This is a genomic window from Microbacterium marinilacus, assembly GCF_019753765.1.
Lineage (GTDB): Bacteria > Actinomycetota > Actinomycetes > Actinomycetales > Microbacteriaceae > Microbacterium > Microbacterium marinilacus.
In genome coordinates this window covers 346,382-370,371 of the sequence record NZ_JAIJZW010000002.1, presented here as the reverse complement: position 1 = coordinate 370,371, position 23,990 = coordinate 346,382, and the positions used below count along the sequence as shown (strand labels likewise).

Here is a 23,990-nt window from a genome sequence, read left to right as displayed (position 1 = left end):
CCCGCGCCTCACGGTGCGGCGCGGGGCCCGGGAGGAACCGTCGGCCCCGTCGAGACGAATCGCGGTGCCGCCGTCGGCGACGCTCGCCCGGACGAGCCCCCGGGCGGGCCTCCGGATGTATTCTTGGACAGAGTCCGGATTCCCCGGCAACACCCGATCACCCTGAAGGTGCCCATGCTCCGTCGCGCCCTGCCCGTGCTCGCCCTCGCCTCCGCCGTGGCCCTCGTCGCCACCGCGTGCGCTCCGTCCGGCGAGGAGTCGTCGGAGCCGGTCGAGGGAGGCACCCTCGTCTATGCGACCGGCGACGGCGAGCCGACCTGCCTCGACCCGCACGTCGGCGGCAACTACCCGCAGGCGCTGCTCAGCACCCAGTACCTCGAGCCCCTCGTCGGACGCGACGCCGACGGCGTCATCCAGCCCTGGCTCGCGACGGAATGGGCGGTGTCGGACGACGGTCTCACCTGGGACATCACGCTGAAGGACGGCGTCACCTTCACGGACGGGACTCCGCTCGACGCCGAGGCGGTCAAGACGAACATCGAGCACCTCCAGGACCCCGCCACGCAGTCGTCGACGGGGTACCTGGCGGTGCAGAAGATCGAGGAGGTCGAGCCGGTCGACGCGACGCACGCGCGTCTGCACCTGTCCGAGCCCGACTCCGCGCTGCTCGAGTCGCTGTCGATGCCGTGGACCGCGATCCAGTCGCCGGCGGGCATCGCTCGCGGCATGGAGGAGAACTGCGCGGCGCCGATCGGCACCGGTCCGTTCATCGTCGACGAGTGGGTCCCGCAGCAGCAGGTCACCCTCGTCCGGAACGACGACTACGCGACGCCCGGACCCGAGGCGCAGCACGACGGCGCGGCGTACGTCGACCAGATCGTGTGGCGCTTCATCCCCGACGCCGCGACACGACAGGCGGCCCTGACGTCCGGCGAGGTGCACGTCATAGACAACCCGCAGCCCGACGCGATCGTGTCGGCCGAGGCGGGCGACGAGATCACGCATCTGAACGCTCCGCGTCCGGGCTCCGTCAACCGCATCGAGCTGAACCAGAGCCAGGCGCCCTTCGACGACGTCCGCGTGCGCGAGGCGTTCGTCCGCGCCGCCGACCCCGGCCCCGGCATCGAGTCCCTTTATCTCGACACCGTCGAGCGGTCCTACTCGCCGCTGTCGAGCCGCGAGCCCATGGGCATCTCCGACGAGTCGCTGTTCGCCACCGACGTGGACGAGGCGAACTCGCTGCTCGACGAGGCCGGGTGGACCGAACGCGACGACGACGGCGTGCGCACGCGGGACGGGGAGCGCCTGACGGTGAGGTTCCCCGTGAGCACCAACCAGTCGGTCGCCGCCGAGCAGTCGCTCTTCGAGCAGATCCAGGCCAACGTCGCGGAGGTGGGCTTCGAGGTGATCCTGAGCCCCGTCGACCTCGGCACCTGGTACGGCGAGATCGGCTACACGGAGGGACAGTCCGAGTACCGGTACGAGGCCGTGGACGCGCCGTACACGCGCGTCGGCGCCGAGGTGCTGCGCGTGCTCTACCACTCGGACGGGATCACGCCCGCGCCGTCCGGCTACTTCGCCAACCTGTCGCAGCTCTCCGACCCCGACCTGGACGCGCTGCTCGACCAGGCCTCCGCGACGCACGACGAGGAGGCGCGGGCGGAGCTGTACGCGCAGGCGCAGCGTGTCGTGCTGGAGAGCTACTCGATCCTGCCGCTGTACGACCAGCAGAACCACTTCCTCACGCGGGGCGTGGACGGCGTGACGACGCTCGGCACCGTGTCCACGCCGACGTTCGTCGATGCCCGCCTCGCCGGCTAGCCGGCCGGTGGTCGCGGCGGGCTCCCCTGCCCCGCAGCCGGGCGGAGCGGCGGCGCGCGCCCGATCCGTCACGGCATGGATCGCCCGGCGGATCGGGTCCGCGCTGCTCGTCGTCTGGATCGTGGCGACGATCGTCTTCTTCGCCCTGCGGGCATCGGGAGACCCCCTCGAGGCGATCCTCGGCGGGCCCGGCTCCCAGGCGGGGCCGGAGGCCGTGGCGCTCGCGCGAGAGACCTACGGGCTGGACCAGCCGCTGATCGTCCAGTACGCGCTGCAGCTGTGGCGCGTCGCGACGTTCCAGCTGGGCGACTCGTACGCCCGCCGGCAGCCGGTGGCCGAGCTCATCGGGGCGCAGCTGCCGGGGACGCTCGTCCTCGCCGCGCTCGCGCTGCTGCTCGCCTGGATCCTGGCGCTCGTCGGCTCGGTCATCGCGCAGACCGCCCGCGGGCGGGCGGGCCGAGCAGCCGTGGGGGCGCTGCGCGGTCTCGAGCTGGTGTCCACCGTCATGCCGCAGTTCTGGCTGGGCGCGGTCCTCATCCTCGTGTTCGCCTCGTCCCTGCGGATCCTGCCCGCGACCAGCGGCGGCGCAGACCCGGCGGGCCTGGTGCTGCCGGTGGTAACGCTCGCCATCCCGATCGCGGGATTCCTCGCCCAGGTGTCGCGCGACGCGCTCCAGGAGGCCGATCGGGCGCCGTTTGCCGTCACGGCCCGCTCTCGCGGGGCCGGTGAGACGCGGGTGCTGCTGAGTCATACGCTGCGTCACGCGAGCCTGCCCGCGCTGTCGCTGTCGGGCTGGGCGTTCGGCAACCTCCTCAGCGGCGCCGTCGTCGTCGAGTCGCTGTTCGCGCGGCCAGGGCTCGGTCGTCTGCTGCTGGACGCCGCCATGAGCCGCGACGTCCCGCTCGTGATCGGCGCGGTGGTGGTCGTCGCGGTGATGTACGTCGTGGTCGTCACGGTCGTCGACGCCCTCGAGCTGCTCGTCGACCCGCGCCTGCGCACCGCCGGCACGCTCCGCGGCCGTGGCTCGGACGAACGCACCCCCGAGCTGGCGGTCGGCTCGTGAGCGTGCTCGGCACGGAGACGCCGACCGGCAGGCTTCTGCGCAGGCTCAGGCCCGGTGGCGTCCTGGCCGCGCTCGGGCTGGCGCTGATCCTCCTCGCGGTGATCGCTCCGGAGGCGCTGACCCCCCGCGATCCGTTGGCGATCGCACCGTCGGAGGCGTTCTCGCCGCCGTCGTGGACACATCCCTTCGGCACCGACGAGTCGGGCCGCGACCTGTTCGCACGGGTCGTTCACGGTGCCGCCGCCTCGGCCGGCATCGGCCTCGCCGCCACGGCGATCGGGATCGGCGCCGGTCTGGTGCTCGGCTTCGCCGGAGCGCTGGGGCCCCGGGCGATCGACACGGCTATCGCCCGGGTCGTCGAGGTCCTCTTCGCCCTGCCGACGCTCGTCCTGGCACTGCTGCTGGTGGCGGTGATCGGTCCCGGCACGCAGGCGTCGGTCATCGCCATCGGCGTCGCCACCGCACCGGGCTATGCGCGCATCCTCCGCTCTCGGGTGCGCGGTGTGGTGCGCAGCGACTACGTGGCCTATGCGCGCCACGAGGGCGCCGGCCCGCTCACCGTGTTCGTGCGTCACATCGCCCCGAACACGCTGTGGCCACTGGTGGCCACGGCCACGCTGGGCGTCGGGCAGGCGATCGTCTGGGTGTCGGCGCTGAGCTTCCTCGGCCTCGGCGCGCTCCCGCCGTCGCCCGAGTGGGGAGCGATGCTCAACGCCGGACGCGTGTACATCTCGTCGGCGTGGTGGATGACGGTCCTGCCGGGTGCCGCGATCGTCGCGACCGCGACCGTGCTGACCGTGCTCGGCCGCCGCGCGTCGGGCGCGGGATCGGAGGGACGATGACGGGCACCGCTCCCCTGCTGCGGCTGCGCGACCTGCGCGTGTCGCTGCGCAGCCCCCGCGGCGCGTGGCACGAGGCGCTGAGCGGCGTCGACCTGGAGGTCGCGCCCGGCGAGTGCCTCGCGATCGTGGGCGAGTCGGGCGCGGGCAAGTCGGTGCTCGCGCGCACGGTCCTCGGTCTGTCACTCCGTGAGGGAGCGCGCGTGTCGGCGGACGCCTTCCAGGTCGGAGGCGACGACGTTCGCCGCCTGCCCGAACGATCCTGGCGCGCGATCAGGGGCCGGCAGGTCTCGCTCGTGCTCCAGGACGCGCTGCAGTCGCTGGACCCGCTGCGCACGATCGGCGCCGAGGTCGGCGAGGCGCTGGCGATCCGCGGGGTGCGGCGCGCGGATCGCCGCGCCCGCGTCCTCGATGCGCTCGACGCGGCGGGGCTGCCGCTGGGCGGGTCGGCACGCACGGAGGCCCCGGCGCGCCTCCGGCAGCGCCCCGGCCAGCTCTCGGGCGGCATGCGACAGCGCGCCCTGATCGCCTCGGCGATCGTCGGCGGCGCACCGCTCATCGTCGCCGACGAGCCGACCACGGCGCTCGACGCCACCACCGCCGTGCGGGTGCTCGACCTGCTCGCGCGCCTGCGCGACGAAGGGACGGGGCTCATCCTGATCAGTCACGACCTCGCCGCCGTGGCGCGCGTCGCCGACCGGATCGCCGTGCTGGAGCACGGACGGGTCGTGGAGCAGGGCGACGCGGCGCGGATCCTCTCGTCGCCCGACCATCCGACCACTCGCACGCTGCTGCGTGCCGCGCCCCGCGGGCCGAAGCCCGGAGGACCCGCGGCCGCGGGCGGTGCCGAGCTGCTGTCCGGCACCGCGTTGGTGCGGCGGTACCCCGCCCCGGGCGGGACGATCGAGGCCGTCGGAGGGGTCGACGTGACGGTGCACGACGGCGAGGTCCTCGGGGTCGCCGGCGAATCGGGATCGGGCAAGTCGACCCTCGCGCGCCTGCTGGTCGGGCTCGAGCGGCCGGACGACGGCGAGGTGCGGACGCGCGCCGGGGCACGCCTGCGGCTCATCCCGCAGGACCCGCTGGGCTCGTTCGACCCCCGACACACCGTCGGCCGTATCCTGCGCGACGCACGCAGGGACGGCGCGCCCTCGCCGGCCGCGCTGCTCGCGCGGGTCGGCCTGGACGCGGACCTCTCGCGCAGCCGGCCGGCCGCCCTCTCCGGCGGTCAGCGGCAGCGCGTGGCGATCGGCCGGGCGCTCGCAGCGCGCCCCGAGGTCCTCGTGTGCGACGAGCCGGTCTCGGCCCTCGACGTCACCACCCAGGCGGGCGTCCTCGACCTGCTGCTCGACCTGCAGAGGAACGACGGGCTGGCGATGGTGTTCATCTCGCACGATCTCGCTGTCGTCAGACGGGTCAGCGACCGCGTGGCGGTGATGCGGCACGGTCGCGTCGTCGAGCAGGGCGACACCGAGCGCGTGTTCGCCGCGCCGCAGCACGCCTTCACACGCGAGCTCATCGACGCCGCGAGCCTCCTCGACTGACGCACCGGCGGACGGCGTGCCGCGCGGCGGCGGCGGCTCCTCAGTCGGCGCTGGTGACGGACAGGACGGTCCCGCTGGAGTCGAGGTTCACCAGCAGGACGTCGTCGGCCGCGTCCGGGTCGAGCGCGTACTCCAGCACCGCGAACGGGTCCTCGCCGCCGTGCTCGTCGGCGAGGATCGTCATGCTCATCAGCTGCAGCGAGCGGATGATGTCCACCGCCGGGTCGGTGCTGACGTCGACCAGGAAGTCCTCCAGCTCGTCGCCGAGCGTCTCCTGCTGCATGAGGATGTACTCGGTCACCTCGCTGGCCCGGTTGTCGACCTCCGCCAGCATCGCGACGCGCGAACGGCGGTCGAGCTCCTCGAGCGCGGAGACCATCGCCGCGGCCGCGTCGAGGGCGGCCTGGGAGACGTCGTCCTGATCGGGAGCGGTCAGGTCGACTGTCACGTTCTGGTCCCCCAGGTCGACGTTCTCGGACCAGAAGATCGAGCCGTCGGGGCCCGACTCCAGCAGCCCGAAGAAGTCGTGTTCGATCGCCATAGCCCTATGTAAGCAGTCGTGCCCCCGCGGCGGTAGATCGCCCCGTCGCCGCGCGTGTCCGTCACACCCGAGGGCAGACCCGGGTGGGGCCCGTGCCGGAGAGGGCGGTTCCGAGAAGAAGTCCATAGTGCACTGAGCGTGCACTATGCTGCACTCACGAACGGGGAGACCATGCGACTGGCCGCCGAGCTCGGAGAGCGGGTGCGCGCCGCGAGGCTCTCCCATGGCTGGACCCTCGATCGTCTCGCCGCCGAGGCCGGGCTGAGCCGACGCATGCTGGTGAGCGTCGAGCAGGGCGCGGTGAACTCCAGCCTGGCGACCCTGCTCCGTCTGAGCGACGCGCTCGGTATCGGGCTGCCGGCGCTGGTGGAGCGCGTGCGGGACCGGCCCATGAGCATCACCCGCGCCGGCGAGGGCGCGATCCTCTGGCGCAGCCCCGGCGGCGGGCGCGGCGCGCTGGTCGCCGGCTTCGACCGCCCCGATGTCGTGGAGCTGTGGGAGTGGACCCTCGCACCGGGCGACTCCCACGAGTCCGACGCCCACATCCCGGGAACGCGAGAGCTTCTGCAGGTGCGCGAAGGCGTCCTGACCCTGGACGCCGCCGACCGCACGGTGACGCTGCACCCCGGCGACGCGACGGCGTTCCCCGGGGATCACCCCCACGCCTACCGCAACCGCGGGGAGCACCACACCAGCTTCACGCTGAGCGTGTTCGAGCCCGGCTCCCGAGGCCGCGTCCCGAGTGCCGGCGGCCATGTCACGGAGGAGACCCCGCATGCCTGATCCCACCCACGCTCTCGACCACGCCGTCGTCTCGGCAGAGGTGTTCTCCCTGCGCCCCGACTACCGCGCAGCGCTGCTCGGGGTGACCGGTCTCTCCCCCGGGCCGACCGACGCGGCCGGCGAGGCGCTGCTCCGCGAGGCGGAGTCCGCCGCGTCGGCTGCCCTCGCAGCGGGCCCGCTCGAGGAGATCCCGCACGTGGCCGCCTGGCGCGAGGCCTACCGCGACTTCGGCGCGAAGCCGCAGCGCACGCGTCACAGCCTCGAGGCGCTGCTGCGCCGCGCGGCATCGGACGGCCTGCCGCGGGTGAACCGGCTCACCGACCTCTACAACGCGATCTCGGTGCTGCACCTCCTGCCGATCGGCGGGGAGGACCTCGACCGCTACGAGGGCGCGCCGCAGCTCGTGCGCGCCACCGGAGACGAGCTGTTCGACACCATGGCGGGAGGCACCCCCTCGACGGAGCACCCTGACGGCGGCGAGGTCGTCTGGCGGGATGACGGGGGCGTCACCTGCCGACGATGGAACTGGCGCCAAGGCCGCCGCACGCAGCTCACGGACGAGACGACGTCGGCGCTGTTCATCCTCGACGCGCTCGGTCCGCTCGACGACGACGCCCTCGAGGCCGCGGCCGCCGAGCTGGCGCATCGACTCGTCGCTCTCGGCGACGACGTCCACGTCGCCCACCGGATCCTCCGGGCGCCGAACGACTGAGCGTCGCGCGCGACCGTCCCTCGCCGCCGCGGCCGCCGCCCAGGCGCTAGATCGAGCCTTCGACGAGCGACTGGACGAAGACGTGGGGGGTGAAGCCCGTGAGGTCGCGGATGCCCTCGCCCTGGCCCAGCAGCTTCACCGGGATGCCGGTCCTCTCCTGCACCGCCAGGACGAAGCCCCCCTTGGCCGAGCCGTCGAGCTTCGAGAGCACCAGGCCCGTCACACCCGCGTGCTGCAGGAAGGCCTCCGCCTGCATGACGCCGTTCTGACCGGTGGTGGCGTCGAGCACGAGCAGCACCTCGCTGATCGGTGCCTGCTTCTCGATCACCCGGCGGATCTTCGTCAGCTCGTCCATGAGCCCGCCCTTGGTGTGCAGACGACCGGCGGTGTCGACGAGCACGATCTCGACGCCCTCGCGCTTGGCGTAGTCGATGGTCTGGAAGGCGACCGAGGCCGGGTCCTGCCCCTCGCGATCCGGGCGCACGATGGCCGCCCCGCCGCGCTCGGCCCACGTCGCGAGCTGGTCGACGGCGGCGGCGCGGAACGTGTCGGCTGCGCCGACCACGACCGAGCGGTCGTAACGGCGCAGGAAGTTCGCGAACTTCCCGATCGTGGTCGTCTTCCCCACCCCGTTCACGCCGACCACGAGCACGACCGCCGGGCGCTCCGTGAGCGTGAGCGTGGAGTCGTACTTCGCGAAGCGCTCCTCCAGCGTCTCCCGCAGCATCCGATGCAGGTCGCGCGGGTCGGTGGTGCGGAAGCGCTCCACGCTCTCGCGCAGCTCCTCGATCACCTGATCGGCGATGTCGGGCCCGAAGTCGGCGGTGATCAGCGCGGCCTCGAGGTCCTCCCACGTGCTGTCGTCGATCGTCGGCCGTACGAACACTCCGCGCAGCGCACGCCCCAGGGACCACTTCTCTGCCATGGTGTCCACTCTATTTCGGACGCAGGCGGCCACGGACGCGGGCGGCCTCGGACGCAGGCCCGCGCCGCCTCGCGTCGGGGCCGCGCCGTCTCAGTCCCGAGTGACGGTCACGCCTTTGCCGACCACCGTGATCCCGGTGTCGGTGACCGTGAACCCGCGGGAGCGGTCGAGCGCGGCATCGATGCCGATCGTCGCGCCGGTCTCCACGGTGACGCTCTTGTCGACGATCGCGCGGCGCACGGTCGCGCCCGCGGCGATCCGCGTGTGATCGAACACGATCGAGTCGCTCAGCATGGCCCCCGACTCCACCACCGTCCGCGCGCCCAGCACGCTGCGCTCGATGTGCGCCCCCGAGATGACCGATCCGAGGGAGACGATCGAGTCGATCACGGTGCTCAGGGTGCCGCGTGCGTCACGGGTGAACTTCGCGGGCGGCAGGTTGTCCTGGCGGCTGAAGATCGGCCACGCGTCGTTGTAGAGGTTGAAGATCGGCAGCACCGAGATCAGGTCCTGGTGCGCGTCGAAGTACGATTCGATCGTGCCGACATCGCGCCAGTAGTACCGGTCGCGGGCGGTGCTGCCCGGCACCTCGTTGTGCTTCATGTCGTAGACGCCGGCCGTGCCGCGTTCGACGAAGTAGGGCACGATGTCGCCGCCCATGTCGTGGTTCGAGTCGGCCCGTTCACCGTCCGCCCGCACGGCCTCGACGAGCGCGTCGGCGGTGAAGACGTAGTTGCCCATGGACGCGAGCACCTCCCCCGGAGAGTCGGGCAGGCCGCGCGGATCCGCCGGCTTCTCGAGGAACTCGCGGATCTCGGCGGGGCGGTCCGGATCGACGTCGATGACGCCGAACTGGTCGGCGAGCGAGATCGGCTGTCGGATCGCGGCGACGGTCGCCTCCGCCCCGGACGCGATGTGCGCGTCGATCATCTGCTCGAAGTCCATGCGATAGACGTGGTCGGCGCCGACGACCACGATGTAGTCGGGCCTCTCGTCGTAGACGAGGTTCAGGCTCTGCAGGATCGCGTCGGCGGATCCCAGGTACCACCGCTTGCCCAGACGCTGCTGCGCCGGCACCGACGTGACGTACGAGTTGAACATCCCGCTCATCCGCCACAGCGTCGAGATGTGCCGATCCAGGCTGTGCGACTTGTACTGGGTCAGCACGACCACCTGTCGCAGGCCGGAGTTCATCAGGTTCGACAGCGCGAAGTCGATCAGGCGGTAGTGTCCGCCGAAGGGCACCGCGGGCTTCGCGCGATCGAGGGTGAGGGGCATCAGCCGTTTTCCCTCGCCGCCCGCGAGGACGATGCCGAGGACCTTCTTCGTCGCGGCCATGCGCCACCTCGCCCTTCCGTGGACCTGGTGCCGACACTAGTGTCACCGACGCCCTCGCCGCACTAAGTTGACACCATGCGCGTCGACCTGCTCACCCGGGAGTATCCACCGGACGTCTACGGCGGTGCCGGGGTCCATGCCGCCGAGCTGGTGAAGGCGCTCCGCCGTTCCGGCGAGCAGGCGATCGACGTCGTCGTGCGCTGCTTCGGCGCCGCGCGCGACGAGCCCGGGACGTTCGCGTACGACGTGCCCGCGGGCCTCGGCGACGCCAACGGCGCGCTGCAGACCATGGGCGTCGACCTCGAGATCGCGAGGGACGCCGCGGGCGCCGATCTGGTGCACTCGCACACCTGGTACGCGAACCTCGCCGGCCACGTCGCGAAGCTGCTGCACGGCATCCCGCACGTCGCGACCGCGCACAGCCTCGAGCCGCTGCGGCCGTGGAAGGCCGAGCAGCTCGGCGGCGGCTATCGCCTGTCGAGCTGGATCGAGCGCGAGTCCCTCGGCGCGGCCGACGCGGTCGTCGCCGTGAGCGAGGGGATGCGACGAGACCTGCTGCGCGTCTACCCCGACCTCGACCCGGAGCGGGTGCAGGTCGTCTACAACGGCATCGACCTGGACGCCTGGCGCCCCGTGCACGCGCCGGACGCGGTGCGCTCCCTCGGCGTCGACCCGGATCGCCCGTCGGTCGTCTTCGTCGGTCGCATCACCCGTCAGAAGGGCCTGCCGTATCTGCTGCGCGCGGCCCGCCTGCTGCCGCCCGACGTGCAGCTGGTGCTGTGCGCGGGCGCGCCCGACACCCCGGAGATCCTGGCGGAGGTCGAGGCTCTGGTCGCGGAGCTCCGCCAGACGCGCGACGGCGTCGTCTGGATCGACCGTCATCTGCCCCGCCATGAGCTCTGCGCGGTGCTGAGCGCGGCGACGACGTTCGTCTGCCCGTCGGTCTACGAGCCGCTGGGGATCGTGAACCTCGAGGCCATGGCGTGCGGCGCGCCCGTGGTCGGGACGGGCACCGGCGGCATCCCGGAGGTGGTGGCGCACGGGACGACCGGTGCCATCGTGCCGCTCGACCAGCTCGACGACGGCACCGGCACCCCGACCGATCCCGACCGCTTCGTCGCCGACCTCGCGGCCGCGCTCATCGAGATGGTGGCGGAGCCGGATCGCGCCCGCGCGCTCGGCGAGGCCGGCAGGCGCCGGGCCGAGGACGAGTTCTCGTGGCTCGCGATCGCCGATCGCACCCGGGCGCTCTACGCCGACGTGCTCGCCGGCTGACTCCGGGCGATCGGCCGCTCGTACGGCTGACACGATGAAGCCATGACCTCACCCGCGGATCCCGGACTCGTCCCTGAGCTTCTCGTCACCGACACGCGCGCGAGCATGGCGTTCTGGTGCGACCTCTGCGGGTTCTCGATCGACTACCAGCGCGAGGACGAGGGCTTCGCCTACATCTCATCGGGATCCGCGCACGTGATGCTCGAGCAGCAGGGCATCGGAAGGAACTGGGTCACCGCGCCTCTCGATCGTCCGCTCGGGCGGGGCGTGAACTTCCAGATCTCCGTCCCCGACGTCGAGCCGATCATCCTGGCGCTGCACGAGGCGGGACACCCCCTCTTCATGGAGCCCGAGACCAGGTGGTACCGAATCGGCGCGGAAGAAGCGGGGGTGCGGCAGTTCCTCGTCGCCGATCCGGACGGATATCTGCTGCGCTTCCAGATGTCACTGGGGCGGCGCCCGCTGTCTCCGACGGCCGAGCGCCCGATCAGTCTCAGCGCCGGACGCTCGCCGTCACGGTGAACTTCGCGTTGCGACCGGCCTGGCGGGTCGGCCCGACCGTGCGCTCGAGGACCGGGCGGTAGCCGAGGTGGGAGTTGAAGACGCACCAGAGCTCGCCGCCGGGGCGCAGCACGCGCGCGGCGTCCGCGAACAACCGCGGAGCGATCGCATCGGTCACCGCGGCGCCCGAGTGGAACGGCGGGTTCAACAGGACGAGGTCGGCGGACGCGTCCGGCTGCGCGCCGAGCCCGTCGTCGCGGACGACCTCGATCTCGACGCCGTTCGCGGCGGCTGTCGCGCGAGCGGACGAGACGGCCGCGGAGGACTGGTCCGTCGCGATGGTCCGCGCGCCCGGGCGCAGCCTCGCGAGCGTGGTCGCGAGCACGCCCGTGCCGCAGGCGAGCTCGATCGCCGTGTCGGCCGCACGCATGTCCGGCAGGAAGTCCAGCAGGAACCGCGTGCCGATGTCGACCGACGTGCCCGCGAACGCCGCGCCGTGCGCGCGCACCGTGATGCCGAGGTCCGGATGCTCCTGAGCCCGTGGCCACGCGTCGCCGCGGCACGTCATGGGCCCGCTTGCGCGCAGCACGCGCGACTTGCTCACGGCGCGGCTCGCGCGCACCTCCGAGAAGTGACGCGCCAGCACGTCGTTCATGCCGAGCGTCATGTGCTTGATGCGCCCGCCCGCGACGATCCGCACGTCCGGCGCGGTCGCGACGACGCCGGCGATCTCGTCCAGCGCATCGAGCGACCGCGGCAGCTGCAGCAGCACGAGCGGAGCCCCGGCCACGAGCGACGAATCGAGGTCATGCCACGTCACGCGGTCCAACGGGATGCCGAGCGCCTCGGCGTTCGCTGCGAGCGACCGCTCCCCCGTGAGGGCGTCCTGATGGATCCGGATCCGGATGCCGGGATCCGCCGTCAGCAGCGACAGCGCGAGCGCGCCGTAGCGGTCGCCGATCACCGCGACCTCGCCGCCGATCTCGCCCGCCTCGCTCAGGATGAGCCGATCGCTCGCGTCGGCCGCGACCAGGTCGTGCGCCTCGACGTCGGGCCATCGGCGCAGCCGCGGCGCGATCGCATCGAAGGCCTCGACCGCGAGGCTCACGAGGCCGCGCGCTCGGAGATGCGCTGCCCCACCACCGCCGAGACGCCGTCCTGTCGCATCGAGACGCCGTAGAGCGCGTCGGCGATCTCCATGGTGCGCTTCTGGTGCGTGATGACGATGAGCTGGCTCGACTCGCGCAGCTGCTCGAACACCCCGAGGAGGCGGCCCAGGTTCGCGTCGTCGAGCGCGGCCTCGACCTCGTCGAGGATGTAGAACGGGCTCGGGCGCGCCTTGAAGATCGCCGTCAGGAACGCCACGGCGGCCAGCGAGCGCTCACCGCCGGACAGCAGCGAGAGCCGCTCGATCTTCTTGCCCACGGGCCTGACCGACACCTCGATGCCCGTGGTGAGCAGGTCGTTCGGGTTCGTCAGGGCGATCGACCCCGTGCCGCCGGGGAAGAGGATCGGGAAGACCTCGGTGAACGCGACCCGGGTGTCCTCGAACGCGGCCTCGAAGATCGTCTGCATGCGCTCGTCGAGATCGGCGATGATCGTCATCAGGTCCTTGCGGGTCGCGACCAGGTCGTCGAGCTGCTCCGTCAGGAACTTGTGGCGCTGTTCGAGGGCCGCGAACTCTTCGAGCGCCAGCGGGTTGACCCGTCCGAGCTGACCCAGCTTGCGCTCGGCGTCGCGCAGGCGTCGCTCCTGCATCCTCCGATCGAAGGGGATCGTCGCAGGCATTCCCTCGTCGGCATGCTCGTCACGCTCGACCCCTTCGACGAGGTCCGCGACGGGTCGGATGTCGGCCGTATCCCGAGGAACGGGCTGATCCGGTCCATATTCCGAGACGAGGATCTGCTCGCCGAGACCAAGCTCGCTGGAGACACGCTCCAGCAGGCTCGAGACGTGCAGCTTCTTCTCGTGGATCTGCAGCTCCAGGCCGTGCACGCTCTCGGTCAGACCGGCGAGGCGCTCGCGCAGGCCCGCCTCCTGACCGCGCAGCTCGCGCAGTTCGCTCGTGACGGTCGCGCGAGCCCCCTCCGCCTCCGCCAGCGCGACCCGCGCCTCGGTGACGGACCGATCCACGGAGTCGAGCAGATGCGGCAGCTCGGCCGCGACCCCCTCGGCGACCTCTCGCTGGGCACGGCGGATCACGGCCCGCCGTGCCGCCGCCGCGGCGGCCTCCCTCTCGCGCTCTCGCTGCCGTTCGAGGCTCGCTGCCCGAGCCTCGGCGGCGCGCACCCTCTCGCGGAGGGTCTCGACCTCGAGGCGCGACCGCATCTCCTCCTCGCGGGCCTCCTCGAGAGCCGCGAGGTAGCCGTCGCGCGCGGAGGCATCGAGCATGGGCCGTGGGGCCTCGAGCGCGGAGTTCAGCTCGTCCGAGGCGGCCCTCGCCTTGGCCTCGGCGTCGGCGACGGCGCCCTGAGCCTGGGCGAGCCCGGCCTCGAGCCTGTCGCACTCGGCGACGGCCGCCTCGTGGCGGACGGTCGCCTTGTTGAGCCGCTCCGCGTGCTGCGCCAGCTGGGCGTCGTGCTCGCGCAGCTCCTGCAGCGCCTCCTTCGCGAGCCGGCGCGAGGTCTGGAGGCGCTCCGTGGCCTCTGCGCGCTGGATGGACAGGTCGTCGACCTGCACGCGCACCTCGTCGAGACGGCTCGCCGCGGTGTCCCGCTCCGCCTGCAGCTCGAGCCGCGACCGCTCGCCGGTGCCGGCGCGCAGCGTCTGCGCCGTGCACACCTCGCCCGACCGGGTCACGATGGTCAGTCGCTCGCTCGCGCCGGCTTCCGCGGCGTCGAACGCGGCGCGGGCGGCCTCGAGATCGTCGGCGACGGCGACATGCCCGAGGATGCGCAGCACCCCTTCGGGCGCTCGGACCACGTCGCTCGCGGCCACGACGCCCGGGACCACGGGAGTAGACGGCGACGCCCCGTGGGAGTCCGCGATCACGATGTCGACGACGCCGAACTCCGGCGCGGCCTGCGCGACGGCGTACGCCGCGGCGCGGGTCTCCACCAGCACGCCCTCTGCCAAGGGGCCCAGCACGGCGGCGATGGCCGCCTCGTATCCCGCCTCCACGTGCACCTCGTCGCCGACGAGCCCCCGTACGCCCTCGCCCCCGCGTGCGATGAGCGCGGCCGCGCCGTTCTGCACGTCGAGCGCGCTCGACAGGGCCGCGACCTTCGCGGTCAGCGCGTCGGCCTCGCGCTCCGCGGCGCGGTGCGCCTCGCGGATGCGCTCCAGCTCCGACTCGGCCTCGTTCGTCTCGCGCTGCGCCGCCTCGTACGCCGCCTGGTGCTCGGCCGCCGACCCCTCGACGGTCGTGGCGGGGTCGATCTGCTCGAGTTCCTCGGAGGCCTCGATGCGGCGCTGGTTGGCGGCGTCGAGCGCGTTCTGCTGCCTCAGCACGCCTCCGCGGACCGCCGCGAGCGCCGACTGCGCGGCCTCCGCGGATCCGCCAAGAGCCGTCAGCCTCATATCGTGCTCAGAGACCAGCGCGCTCTGCTCCGCGATGTCGGCATCGAGGGCGTCGAGCTCCCCGCGGGCACGCACGAGGGCGCGTGCCGCCTCCTGCACGGCGTCCTGGGCGGCGCCCAGACCGTCCGAGATCTCGGTGATCTCCGCACGGGCCTCGTCGATCGCCGCCTGTGTGACGGTGATCGCGACGGCATCGGGATCGTCGTCTGCACCGAGCAGCGCGAGGCGCTGGTTCGCCAGGGTGTACAGGCCGCGCAGGCGCTCCTGAACCTGCTCGAGCGCGAAGGCCACGCGCCGTGCCTCGTCGACGGCCTCGGCGTTCTGCTCGCGCTCGAGCTGAGCGATGCGCGCCCGCACGCCGTCGACCTGCTCCTGCAGCACCAGGCGCTCGGTGTGGCGCTCATGCTCGCTGCGGGCGTGGTCGGCGAGCGCCGCGCGCAGCTGCACGACCTCGTCGGCGAGCAGCCGGGCCTTGGCGTCGCGCACGATCGCCGCGATGGTCTGCGCCTCGCGGGCGATCTCGGCCTGCTTGCCGAGCGGCTTGAGCTGACGCCGGATCTCGCCGGCCAGGTCGCTGAGGCGGGTCAGGTTCTGCTCCATCGCCTCGAGCTTTCGGAGGGTCTTCTCCTTGCGGCGCCGGTGCTTCAGGATGCCCGCCGCCTCCTCGATGAACCCGCGCCGGTCCTCCGGGGTCGCCTGCAGCACGGCGTCGAGCCGCCCCTGCCCGACGATCACGTGCATCTCGCGCCCCAGACCCGAGTCGCTCAGCAGCTCCTGCACGTCGAGCAGTCGGCACGACTCGCCGTTGATGGCGTACTCGCTGGAGCCGTTGCGGAACAGCGTGCGACTGATCGTCACCTCGCTGTACTCGATGGGCAGGGCACCGTCGGCGTTGTCGATGGTGAGCTGCACCTCGGCGCGGCCGAGCGGCCCTCGCGTCGAGGTACCGGCGAAGATGACGTCCTCCATCTTCCCGCCGCGCAGGGTCTTGGCCCCCTGCTCCCCCATCACCCACGCGAGCGCGTCGACGACGTTGGACTTGCCGGATCCGTTGGGACCGACGATCGCGGTCACGCCCGGTTCCAGCGCGAACGTGGTCGGCTGCGCGAACGACTTGAAGCCCTTGAGCGTCACGCTCTTCAGGTGCATTCGCGCCTCCCTCTCCTCGAACCGTCTTTTCCCGTCAGATCGCGGGAAAACGCCGGGATTCACGCTACCGGACGGCCCGCCGCGGGCCGCGCGACGCGCACACGAAGCGGGACGGATCCTGAGAATCGGCTTGACGTGGGCTGAGTGGCGCGGATAGTGTCGTCCTCCGCAAGCCCACGAGCCTGAGAGGAGGGCGCCATGATCACCACGCCAGTGAACCCGTTCTGCGGCACGACGCCCGTCCCCGCTCGCGCGGCACGGGGAGCGGATCGTCGCGCGATCCGCTCGTCCCGAGTCCTCGGCTGACATCGGACGGCCACGCTTCCCCTCTCTCGTCACGAGCGAGCAGTGAGCGCGACTCGTCGCCACTGACGACGCGGACGGCGATCGTGTCGGCGGCCGGCTCGTACGAGCCCCTGCACCGCGTCTGAGCCGCGACCTCGTCCGCTCGGTCCGACCCGTCCCGCACGTCACGGGCGCGCGTCCCGCCGCGCTCCGTCGCCCCGATCGGGGCCCTCATCCGCCCCGAAGGGGCCATCATCCGTCCCCGTCCGGGGCCGCACTCACCGCGTCCCGCCGGGGCGCCGACACCTAGGAGCGACACCATGTCGAACATCCTCAACACCACCGCGCCCGCCGACGCCCGCGAGCACGGTCAGGACTCGCAGGCTCGCGCGGCGCAGCTCGCGCATCCGCCCGGCCCTCCCCAACAGGCCGTGCGCGCGCTGCGGGCCCCCGAGGCACGCACCGCCCTGCACGACTCCGTCGGGTGGCGCAGGCGGCTGACGCTGTGGGTCGGGCTCGAGCTGCTGCTGTGGAGCACCAGGCCGGAGCGGCCGAGGAGGCCGCGGCGCTGGGCTGCTCCGAGCGACCACGACTCGCTCAGCGAACGCACGATGCGCGAGCACCTGCTCGACGTCGAACGCGCTCGCGCACGAAGCGCCCTGACGGCGCACACCGGCCAGTACGGCCGCTGATCCCACCCGGCCGGGCGGGACGCACGTCCCGCCCGGCACCGATCCTCTCGACGAGGACCACCCAGAAGGAAGCACCACCCATGGACATCCGCATCGACCCCCTCGTCGTGCCGGCGACGCTCGACGCCGCCGACGCGGCGGACTTCGTCGACCTCGTGCGCATCGGCAACGCGGAATGGCGCCGCGCCTCGGGCACGGACCTGCACGACGACGACCCCCACGAGCTGCTCGGCCGGCTGCGTGAGACGCCGTACAGCGTCACCGTCGGCGCCGTCGCCCGCGTGGACGGCCGCGTCGTCGGCGGCACGCGCGTCGACATCGACAAGACCACCAGCGAGTCGGCCGAGGTCGACCTCGTCCTCGCCGAGGGCCACGACGACGGTTCCGTCGCCGACGCGCTGCTCGCCGAGAGCGAGCGCATCGCGCGGCGGCACGGCAGGACCCTTCTGCACACCTGGACGATCCACCGGCCGGACCCGGTCGACGACCGTCTCGTGCCGCCGACGGGCGCCGGCTGGATCCCCGAGAGGGATGCGGCCACGCGACGGATGCTCCGCGCGGGCTATGCGCTCGGCCAGGTCGAGCGCAACAGCGCGTTCGACCTCGACGGCCCGTACGACGCCGTCCGCCGCCTGCTCGAGTCGGCGCTGACGAAGGCCGGCCCGGACTACCGCCCGGTCTGGTGGGTCGGCGCCACTCCCCCTGCGTACGCGGCAGGCTACGCCAAGGCGATCGCCCGGATGAGCTCGGACGTGCCCGCGGGCGAGCTGTCGTTCGAGCAGTCGGTGTGGGACGCCGAACGGGTGCTGCAGCGCGACGTCCGCTTCGCGGAGGCGGGAGTGCTCATGGGCGTCACCCTGGTGATCCATGAGCCGACGGGCGAGGTCGCCGCGTTCAACGAGCTGTCGATCGCACGCGATCGCACACGCCCGACGAGCCAGTGGGGCACGCTCGTCATGCCCGAGCACCGCGGTCGGCGCCTGGGCACGATCGTCAAGTGCATCGGCCTGCAGCGCTGGCACGAGCACGTCCCGGAGTCGCCCGTCGTCTCGACGTTCAACGCCGAGGAGAACCGGTACATGCTCGACGTGAACGAGGCCGTCGGCTTCGCACCCGCGGGCTACGCGGGCGCGTGGGAGAAGAGGCTGGCCTGAGCCCGGCGCGCTCGCACGGAGGCCTCGGCGCCTGCGCGGCGCCGCCCCGATTACGGTTGTGGGGTGAACTACACCGTGATCGGCGGCGGCGTCGGCTGCGCCCGCTTCGTGAAGGGCCTGCGCGAGCACGTGCGACGCGACGGAGGAGACCACCGCATCGACGTGGTCGTCAACACCGCCGACGACTGGTGGGTGTCGGGGCTCCGGATCGCCCCGGACCACGACAGCCTGCTGTATGCGCTCGCGGGGGTGAACGACGCCGAGCGGGGGTGGGGGCGCGCCGACGAGTCGGAGCGCGTGTCCGCGGAGCTCGCCGCGTGGGGCACCGCGCCCGACTGGTTCACGCTCGGCGATCTCGACCTCGGCACGCATATCGCCCGGACGGCGTGGTTGCGCGACGGGCTGTCGGTGTCCGAGGTGTATCGCCGTCTGGGGTCGCGCTGGGACCTGGGCGCGACGCTGCACCCCGCGACCGATGCGGAGATCGACACCCACGTCCTCCTGGCCGACGGCGAGCGGATCCATTTCCAGGAGTGGTGGGTCCGTCACCGCGCGCAGCTGCCCGCGACGGGCTTCGTCCAGCGCGACATCGGACGCGCGACGCCCTCGGCCGGTGCGCTCGAGGCCATCGCCGGCGCGGACGCCGTGCTGATCGCCCCCTCCAACCCGGTCGTCTCGGTGGGGCCCCTCCTCGCGGTGCCCGGGATCCGCGAGGCTCTCGCCGCCGCAGGGGCCCCGGTCGTCGGCGTGTCGGGCATCATCTCCGGCGGCGTCGTGCGCGGCATGGCGGACGCGTGCCTCGCCGCGATCGGTGTGGAGACGTCCGCGGAGGCGGTCGGGCGTCTCTACGGAGCCCGGGACGCCGGCGGGGTGCTCGACGGGTGGTTGGTCGACGAGGCCGACGGCGATGCCGTCGCGCCGTTGGAGCGAGCGGGCATCGCGACCCGCTCCGTGCCGTTGTGGATGCGCGACGCCGACACCTCGGCGCAGCTCGCGGCCGATGCGTTGGAGCTGTCCGCCGCGCTGCGGTGACGTCAGCCGGTGGGAAGGCCCAGATCCTTCGCCCCGAGCCGCAGAGCCCGCACCAGCGGCTTGTTGATCGCCTGCGACACGGCCGCCTGAGTGACGCCCTCCTTCTCCGCGATCTCTTTCTGCTGCAGCCCGAGCCAGCTGTCGAACACGGCACGACGGGCGCGCGCGTTCATGTCGGCCACGACCTGGTCGCGCAGCAGCAGGTAGGCGTTGACGATGCCCTCCTGGGCGCGGAGCTCCGCCGACGCGGTCTCGTGCACGGTCAGCCAGGAGCGTCCTCCGGGAAACCGGCCCCGGTCCCGCTCCTCGGCACGCTGCACGGCCTCGCGTGCGGCCCACCAGCCCGGACCATCCTGGATGGCGTCGGCGAGCGACGACTCGACGGGCGTGATGTCGCCCACGCCGATCCCGAACCGACAGGCGATGCCCTCGGGCAGCGCGAGCTGCAGATACAGGGTGGCGACCAGAGCGTCCTCGATCGTGTCGTACACGGCCTGGAACTCGTCTCCGGCAGTCGGCCACCATGGCTGCGCCGCGCGCGGATGCGCCTTCTCGACGGCCAGCGCCGCCGATTCGATCTCGCGCTGCAGCGCGTTCCGGTCCGGAGCGTTCCGCGACGAGACGACGTCGGAGATGATCGTGACGGCCATGCGACGACAGTACACTAATACGGTCGCTCAATTAAGCGTTTTAGCTTAAGTAATTCGTGATATCACTTGATCCATGACATCGCCGACGGCCGCGGGCGGCTCGCCGGTCAGCACGATGGACCGGATTTCCGACCGCCGGACGAGCGAACAGCGCCTCTGCGCGCTCGTCGTACCAGTCGTTCGAGAACATCTCCTCGATCACGCCGCGCAGTCCCGCGACGATGCGCGGCGATGCGCTCATGCACTCGCACCTGTCGCGACCCGGGCAGCTCGACCTCGGGAAAGAAGATGTTCATGCGTCCGTCGTCCTCACCGCTCTTCCGGGACCAGCGCTGCGGCGATCTCATGTTCCGGCAGGAGCAGCCGTGCGATCACGGCACGGTCTCCGTCGTCGGCGTCGTCCTCCCAGAGATCGGTGAGCAGGTCGCGCACCGCCCCGGCGAAGTCCGGCCAGACCGCCCACGGCCCGTCCTCCTCCGCGTCCCATTGCAGGAACGAGCCGTCGGCGGCGGAGAAGACCGCCACGGTCCCGCACGTCCACAGCGGCACGAGATCCTGGCGACCCGAGGCGGCCACGATCTCCCACGCAGGCCCGTCCGGTCTCTCCCACACGTCTGCGGCGCGATACCCGAGGGCCGGATGCACCGCCGCACCGCCGCGGGTGGCGATCTGCACGACGGCCTCGGGCAGCCGCCTGGCACGGATGCGCTCGGCGAGCTCGGATGCGGGATCACGGAGCGGGCGGTCGGTCGGCGGGGTCACTCTGTCTTCCAACTCGAGTCTGTACACTGTACATACTTAGTTGTACACGGAGCGGCGACGTCTGTCGACCAGCGATCTCGAGGAGGAGTCCATGGCGGCACGCGGCCCGCGCGGGGGCATCACGGCGGAGGGCGTCCTTCGCGCCGCCGACCGGCTTCTCGTCGACCGCGGGCGGGTCGAGGGCATCTCGTTGCGAGGCGTCGCCGCGGAGGTCGGCGTCGCCGTCAACGCGCTCTACACCTACTTCCCGTCGCTGGACGCGATCTGGCACGACCTCGCCGACGAGCGGCTGGGACGTCTCGAGCCGCAGGAGCTGCTCGATCACGAGTGCGCCCACTGCGCGCTCCTCGAGCTCGCCGACCGAGCCGTGCGCGTCCTGTCCACCCCGGGCACGGTCTCGCTGCTGCGCCGGGGCCCAGTGCTCGGGCGATGCTCCTTCATCCTCAGCGAGACGATCATGGCGCTCACAGAGCACGGGAGACTCGATCCCCGGGACGCGCACGACCTCGTCGTCGGCTGGTTCTACGGCAGCAGCGTCCTCGACGGCGAGGGCTGGACATCCGGCACCGACGCCATCCGCGACGCCGACCCCCTTCAGGACTTCCCGCGCATCGCTCACCGCAGCGCGCCCGATCGCCGGCAGCAGGCCGAGGCGATCCTGCACGGCATCGGGCTCGCCTGCTCGGCTGCGCGTACCCGACCCGCCACCGACCGCCGCTGAGGAGACGACACATGGGACTGTTCCGACGCACGCCCTCCGAGCCCGAGCCACCCCTGGGACCCACACCGTTCATCGCGGAGGTGCTGACCCGTATCGGCGAGCAGTACGGCGGATTCGACGCGATCGGGCCGCTCCCTCCCGGCACGGGCGGCCCTGGCATGGAGGTCGTGATCCACATCGCCGGAGAGCCGGACCAGGTTCGCGCCCCCTCGATGCGCGGCACGGGCATCATCCGCACCGCCCGGGTCTTCGCCGACCGCACCGAGGTCTACGACGGATACCGGCTGCTCGCCCGCTTCGACGACCTGACCTCCGCCGACGTGTTCGGTCCCCGCTCATGACGGTGCCGACAGCGCCGGAGCAGCCGGCGGGCGACGGTCGCGCGACGCTCGGCGAGGTGCCGGCGCAGCCCGAGCTGTTCGCCTGGAGCGATGCGCTGCATGCGCCCCCGGGCTGGGAGCAGAAGTCCTCCGGCAGCGCGCCCGGCAGCTACGACGAGAAGCTCGCCGCGACCCGGCAGGTCATCGCGGCGGCCCGGAGCCGCCGAAGAGGATGCAGTTGCGCAGGTACCGAGCGGCCGGAAGCTGATCGCCGATGACCGAGCCGGACGCCGCTACGGTCCGATGGCTGAACCTGCTGAACGGGTCGCCGAGCTTCGTCATCCGCATCGCCCCTCGCTCGCACGCTCCGACGGTGCTTCAGGTCGAGATCGTGCCCGAGGACGACGGCGTGTACTGGATCGCCGGAACGACGACCCTGCCACGCGGCGATCGCATCCCCTCCGTCTTCGAGGTCGACACCTCAGCGGGCGGGGGCCTCGTGAGCGTGCAGTGGAAGATCGACGGAGCGTGGATGTCCCCCTCGGACACGACGCGTGTCCGCCGTGCTCTGGATGCCGAGGAGCGAGACCTCTTCCCGTTCGACTGGACGTATGCCGTGCCGGTCGCGCGCGACGTCTATCACGACGAGAACGGCGCCGGATTAGACGAGCCGTCGTGACGCCGAAGCAGTGGGAGAACCCCGCCGACGGCGCGCCGTCGCACGGCTGCGCTCAGGTCTCGACGCGCATCGGTCGGCGTTGGCAGCGCGGGCAGACGTGGCTCGAACGATTCGTGAACCGCTCGCGGACGATCGTGGTGCCGCAGCGGGGGCACGGCTTGCCGCGCCGCCCGTAGGCGTTCAGGGAGTGCGCGAAGTACCCCGCCTGGCCGTTCACGTTGACGTACTGCGCGTCGAAGCTCGTGCCTCCCTCGGCGAGGGCCTTGGCCAGCACGGCCCGCACCTCCGCCAGCAGGCGGTTCGCCGCTCGCGTCGACAGATCGCGACCGAGCGTCTCGGGGTGGATGCGCGACGCCCATAGCGCCTCGTCGGCGTAGATGTTGCCGACGCCGCTCACGACCGTCTGGTCGAGCAGCACGCGCTTCACCGCCGACGCCTTGCCCGACAGCCTCCGCCGGAACAGCGCGTCGTCGAACGCGGGGTCGAGGGGATCGCGGGCGATGTGCGCCGCCTGACGCGGCACGAGGGGCGCCGCGTCGCCGAAGCCGCCGGGGTTCCCGTCGGGAGTGGGCACGAGCTCGTCGATCGCCAACGAGCCGAACGTGCGCTGGTCCGCGAAGACCACCGCGAGCTCACCGTGATCCGGATGCTCGATCCAGACCCGCACGCGCTCGTGCCGCTCGGCCGGCGCCCCCGGAGCGCGCAGCAGCATCTGGCCGCTCATTCCGAGGTGCACCATCACCGCCTCCGGCCCGCGGGCCGGATCGTCGGAGAGGGGCATCCACAGGAACTTGCCGCGCCTCGCCGTGCCGGCGATCTCCCGGCCGGTGAGGCGCGCCTCGAAGTCGGCCGGAGCGCCGACGTGACGGGTCAGGGCCCGCGGGTCATGCGCCTCCACCCCCCGCACGCGCGCACCGGCCACGGCGGGAGCCAGGCCCGCGCGGACCACCTCGACCTCCGGAAGCTCGGGCATGCGTCAGGCGCGCGCGCCGGCAGGCTCGCTCAGCCGACGCCAGGCGTCGAGCGCGGCGGCCATCTCGGCCGTCTTCTTGCTCGTTCCCTCGCCCGTGGCGACGAGCTCGCCCACGGTCACCGTCGCGACGAAACGACGGTCGTGATCGGGGCCGCTCGCCTCCACCGCGTACGCAGGAGGGGTCAGTCCCTGCCTCGCCGCGATCTCCTGCAACGCCGTCTTGGGATCCATCGCGGCGCCGTAGCGCTCGGGGTCCTGCAGCAGCGGCTCGACGAGGCGCAGCACCATCGCGGCCGCGACCTCGCTGCCGGCCGACAGATACGTCGCGCCGATGACGGCCTCCATGGCGTCCGCGAGGATCGAGTCCTTGTCACGCCCGCCGGTGAGCTCCTCACCCCTGCCCAGGCGAAGGTGCTGGCCCAGCCCGATCGCGCGCGCGACCTCGGCCAGCGCCACCGTCGACACGACGCTCGCACGCCGCTTCGCCAGCTGTCCCTCTTCGAGCTCGGGGAAGCGCGTGTAGAGCATCGTCGTCACGGCGAGACCGAGCACCGAGTCGCCGAGGAACTCGAGGCGCTCGTTGTGCGGGATCCCGCCGCTCTCGTAGGCGAACGAGCGGTGCGTCAGCGCCAAGCCGAGAAGCGGGGGGGGGGGGGGGGGGGCCCGCGGGGGGGGGGGGGGGGGGCGCCCCGCCGCGGGGGGGGGGGGGGGC

At 72.4% G+C, this 23,990-nt stretch carries 24 protein-coding genes; 15 read left to right on the top strand and 9 right to left on the bottom strand.

The features are described from left to right. The first annotated feature begins 174 nt into the window (after window positions 1-174). The 4 genes from K5S26_RS05210 to K5S26_RS05195 are packed head-to-tail and all read left to right on the top strand — an operon-like array spanning window position 175 to window position 5,267. Complete coding sequence (locus K5S26_RS05210; protein ID WP_221856619.1) at window positions 175-1,821, top strand: ABC transporter substrate-binding protein; 1,647 nt, start codon at window positions 175-177, stop codon at window positions 1,819-1,821. Then, a complete protein-coding gene (locus K5S26_RS05205) occupies window positions 1,802-2,884 on the top strand; it encodes an ABC transporter permease (RefSeq protein ID WP_221856617.1) in 1,083 nt (360 codons plus the stop codon). Before K5S26_RS05210 ends, K5S26_RS05205 begins: the two co-directional genes overlap by 20 nt. Beyond that, window positions 2,881-3,726, top strand: a complete 846-nt coding sequence (locus tag K5S26_RS05200) for an ABC transporter permease (RefSeq protein ID WP_308122772.1) — start codon at window positions 2,881-2,883, stop codon at window positions 3,724-3,726. The genes K5S26_RS05205 and K5S26_RS05200 overlap by 4 nt, the downstream gene beginning before the upstream one ends. Next, window positions 3,723-5,267, top strand: a complete 1,545-nt coding sequence (locus K5S26_RS05195; RefSeq protein WP_221856615.1) for an ATP-binding cassette domain-containing protein — start codon at window positions 3,723-3,725, stop codon at window positions 5,265-5,267. Before K5S26_RS05200 ends, K5S26_RS05195 begins: the two co-directional genes overlap by 4 nt. A 40-nt stretch (window positions 5,268-5,307) precedes the next feature. On the opposite strand, the gene K5S26_RS05190 is transcribed toward K5S26_RS05195, so the two are convergent. Beyond that, entirely contained in the window at window positions 5,308-5,808 is a 501-nt protein-coding gene (locus tag K5S26_RS05190; RefSeq protein ID WP_221856614.1) for a DUF2004 domain-containing protein, read from the bottom strand. Window positions 5,809-5,979: 171 nt separating this feature from the next. On the opposite strand from K5S26_RS05190, the gene K5S26_RS05185 reads away from it, so the two are divergent. Then, window positions 5,980-6,591: a helix-turn-helix domain-containing protein gene (locus tag K5S26_RS05185; protein WP_221856612.1), complete on the top strand. Its 612-nt coding sequence runs from the start codon at window positions 5,980-5,982 to the stop codon at window positions 6,589-6,591. Then, window positions 6,584-7,303, top strand: a complete 720-nt coding sequence (locus K5S26_RS05180) for a B3/B4 domain-containing protein (RefSeq protein WP_221856610.1) — start codon at window positions 6,584-6,586, stop codon at window positions 7,301-7,303. The genes K5S26_RS05185 and K5S26_RS05180 overlap by 8 nt, the downstream gene beginning before the upstream one ends. Before the next feature lie 46 nt (window positions 7,304-7,349). On the opposite strand, the gene ftsY is transcribed toward K5S26_RS05180, so the two are convergent. Together ftsY and glgC are read right to left on the bottom strand one after the other, a co-directional pair. Continuing rightward, entirely contained in the window at window positions 7,350-8,228 is an 879-nt protein-coding gene (gene ftsY, locus K5S26_RS05175) for a signal recognition particle-docking protein FtsY (protein WP_221856608.1), read from the bottom strand. 90 nt (window positions 8,229-8,318) lie between these two features. After that, a complete protein-coding gene (glgC, locus tag K5S26_RS05170; protein ID WP_221856606.1) occupies window positions 8,319-9,566 on the bottom strand; it encodes a glucose-1-phosphate adenylyltransferase in 1,248 nt (415 codons plus the stop codon). Window positions 9,567-9,641: 75 nt separating this feature from the next. Here glgC and glgA point away from each other — a divergent pair, with 75 nt between their 5' ends. Together glgA and K5S26_RS05160 are read left to right on the top strand one after the other, a co-directional pair. Then, window positions 9,642-10,841 carry a glycogen synthase gene (gene glgA, locus K5S26_RS05165; RefSeq protein WP_221856604.1) on the top strand — a complete coding sequence of 400 codons (1,200 nt, stop codon included), beginning with the start codon at window positions 9,642-9,644 and terminating at the stop codon, window positions 10,839-10,841. 42 nt (window positions 10,842-10,883) lie between these two features. Next, window positions 10,884-11,363, top strand: a complete 480-nt coding sequence (locus K5S26_RS05160) for a bleomycin resistance protein (protein WP_221856602.1) — start codon at window positions 10,884-10,886, stop codon at window positions 11,361-11,363. On the opposite strand, the gene K5S26_RS05155 is transcribed toward K5S26_RS05160, so the two are convergent. Together K5S26_RS05155 and smc are read right to left on the bottom strand one after the other, a co-directional pair. Next, window positions 11,335-12,450 carry a class I SAM-dependent methyltransferase gene (locus K5S26_RS05155; RefSeq protein ID WP_221856600.1) on the bottom strand — a complete coding sequence of 372 codons (1,116 nt, stop codon included), beginning with the start codon at window positions 12,448-12,450 and terminating at the stop codon, window positions 11,335-11,337. The two genes, K5S26_RS05160 and K5S26_RS05155, sit on opposite strands and share 29 nt — an antisense overlap. Next, complete coding sequence (gene smc / locus K5S26_RS05150; RefSeq protein ID WP_221856598.1) at window positions 12,447-16,010, bottom strand: chromosome segregation protein SMC; 3,564 nt, start codon at window positions 16,008-16,010, stop codon at window positions 12,447-12,449. Before smc ends, K5S26_RS05155 begins: the two co-directional genes overlap by 4 nt. Window positions 16,011-16,615: 605 nt before the next feature. On the opposite strand from smc, the gene K5S26_RS05145 reads away from it, so the two are divergent. The 3 genes from K5S26_RS05145 to cofD all read left to right on the top strand — a co-directional run bounded on the left by K5S26_RS05145 (window position 16,616) and on the right by cofD (window position 19,173). Next, window positions 16,616-16,987: a hypothetical protein gene (locus K5S26_RS05145; protein WP_221856596.1), complete on the top strand. Its 372-nt coding sequence runs from the start codon at window positions 16,616-16,618 to the stop codon at window positions 16,985-16,987. Window positions 16,988-17,067: 80 nt separating this feature from the next. Then, window positions 17,068-18,141 (top strand): GNAT family N-acetyltransferase, encoded by a 1,074-nt coding sequence (locus tag K5S26_RS05140; RefSeq protein ID WP_221856594.1) that lies wholly within the window; start codon window positions 17,068-17,070, stop codon window positions 18,139-18,141. A 63-nt stretch (window positions 18,142-18,204) separates the two neighbouring features. Beyond that, window positions 18,205-19,173, top strand: coding sequence for a 2-phospho-L-lactate transferase (gene cofD / locus K5S26_RS05135; RefSeq protein ID WP_221856592.1), 969 nt, complete (start codon window positions 18,205-18,207; stop codon window positions 19,171-19,173). A gap of 2 nt (window positions 19,174-19,175) precedes the next feature. Here the strand turns inward: cofD and K5S26_RS05130 are convergent, their stop codons facing one another. Next, entirely contained in the window at window positions 19,176-19,823 is a 648-nt protein-coding gene (locus K5S26_RS05130; RefSeq protein WP_221856590.1) for a SatD family protein, read from the bottom strand. 309 nt (window positions 19,824-20,132) lie between these two features. Continuing rightward, complete coding sequence (locus K5S26_RS05125; RefSeq protein WP_221856588.1) at window positions 20,133-20,585, bottom strand: hypothetical protein; 453 nt, start codon at window positions 20,583-20,585, stop codon at window positions 20,133-20,135. Between the two features lie 91 nt (window positions 20,586-20,676). On the opposite strand from K5S26_RS05125, the gene K5S26_RS05120 reads away from it, so the two are divergent. The 4 genes from K5S26_RS05120 to K5S26_RS05105 are packed head-to-tail and all read left to right on the top strand — an operon-like array spanning window position 20,677 to window position 22,305. Beyond that, window positions 20,677-21,306, top strand: coding sequence for a TetR/AcrR family transcriptional regulator (locus K5S26_RS05120; RefSeq protein ID WP_221856587.1), 630 nt, complete (start codon window positions 20,677-20,679; stop codon window positions 21,304-21,306). 11 nt (window positions 21,307-21,317) lie between these two features. After that, entirely contained in the window at window positions 21,318-21,647 is a 330-nt protein-coding gene (locus K5S26_RS05115; protein ID WP_221856585.1) for a hypothetical protein, read from the top strand. Next, on the top strand, window positions 21,644-21,904 hold the full coding sequence (locus K5S26_RS05110) for a hypothetical protein (RefSeq protein ID WP_221856583.1): 261 nt from the start codon (window positions 21,644-21,646) through the stop codon (window positions 21,902-21,904). The genes K5S26_RS05115 and K5S26_RS05110 overlap by 4 nt, the downstream gene beginning before the upstream one ends. Further along, the gene (locus tag K5S26_RS05105) at window positions 21,901-22,305 is read left to right on the top strand and encodes a hypothetical protein (protein WP_221856581.1); all 405 of its coding nucleotides are present in this window, start codon (window positions 21,901-21,903) and stop codon (window positions 22,303-22,305) included. Before K5S26_RS05110 ends, K5S26_RS05105 begins: the two co-directional genes overlap by 4 nt. A 52-nt stretch (window positions 22,306-22,357) precedes the next feature. On the opposite strand, the gene mutM is transcribed toward K5S26_RS05105, so the two are convergent. Together mutM and rnc are read right to left on the bottom strand one after the other, a co-directional pair. Beyond that, on the bottom strand, window positions 22,358-23,278 hold the full coding sequence (gene mutM, locus K5S26_RS05100) for a bifunctional DNA-formamidopyrimidine glycosylase/DNA-(apurinic or apyrimidinic site) lyase (RefSeq protein WP_221856579.1): 921 nt from the start codon (window positions 23,276-23,278) through the stop codon (window positions 22,358-22,360). A gap of 3 nt (window positions 23,279-23,281) precedes the next feature. Continuing rightward, complete coding sequence (gene rnc / locus K5S26_RS05095; protein WP_221856577.1) at window positions 23,282-23,911, bottom strand: ribonuclease III; 630 nt, start codon at window positions 23,909-23,911, stop codon at window positions 23,282-23,284. Window positions 23,912-23,990 lie beyond the last annotated feature (79 nt).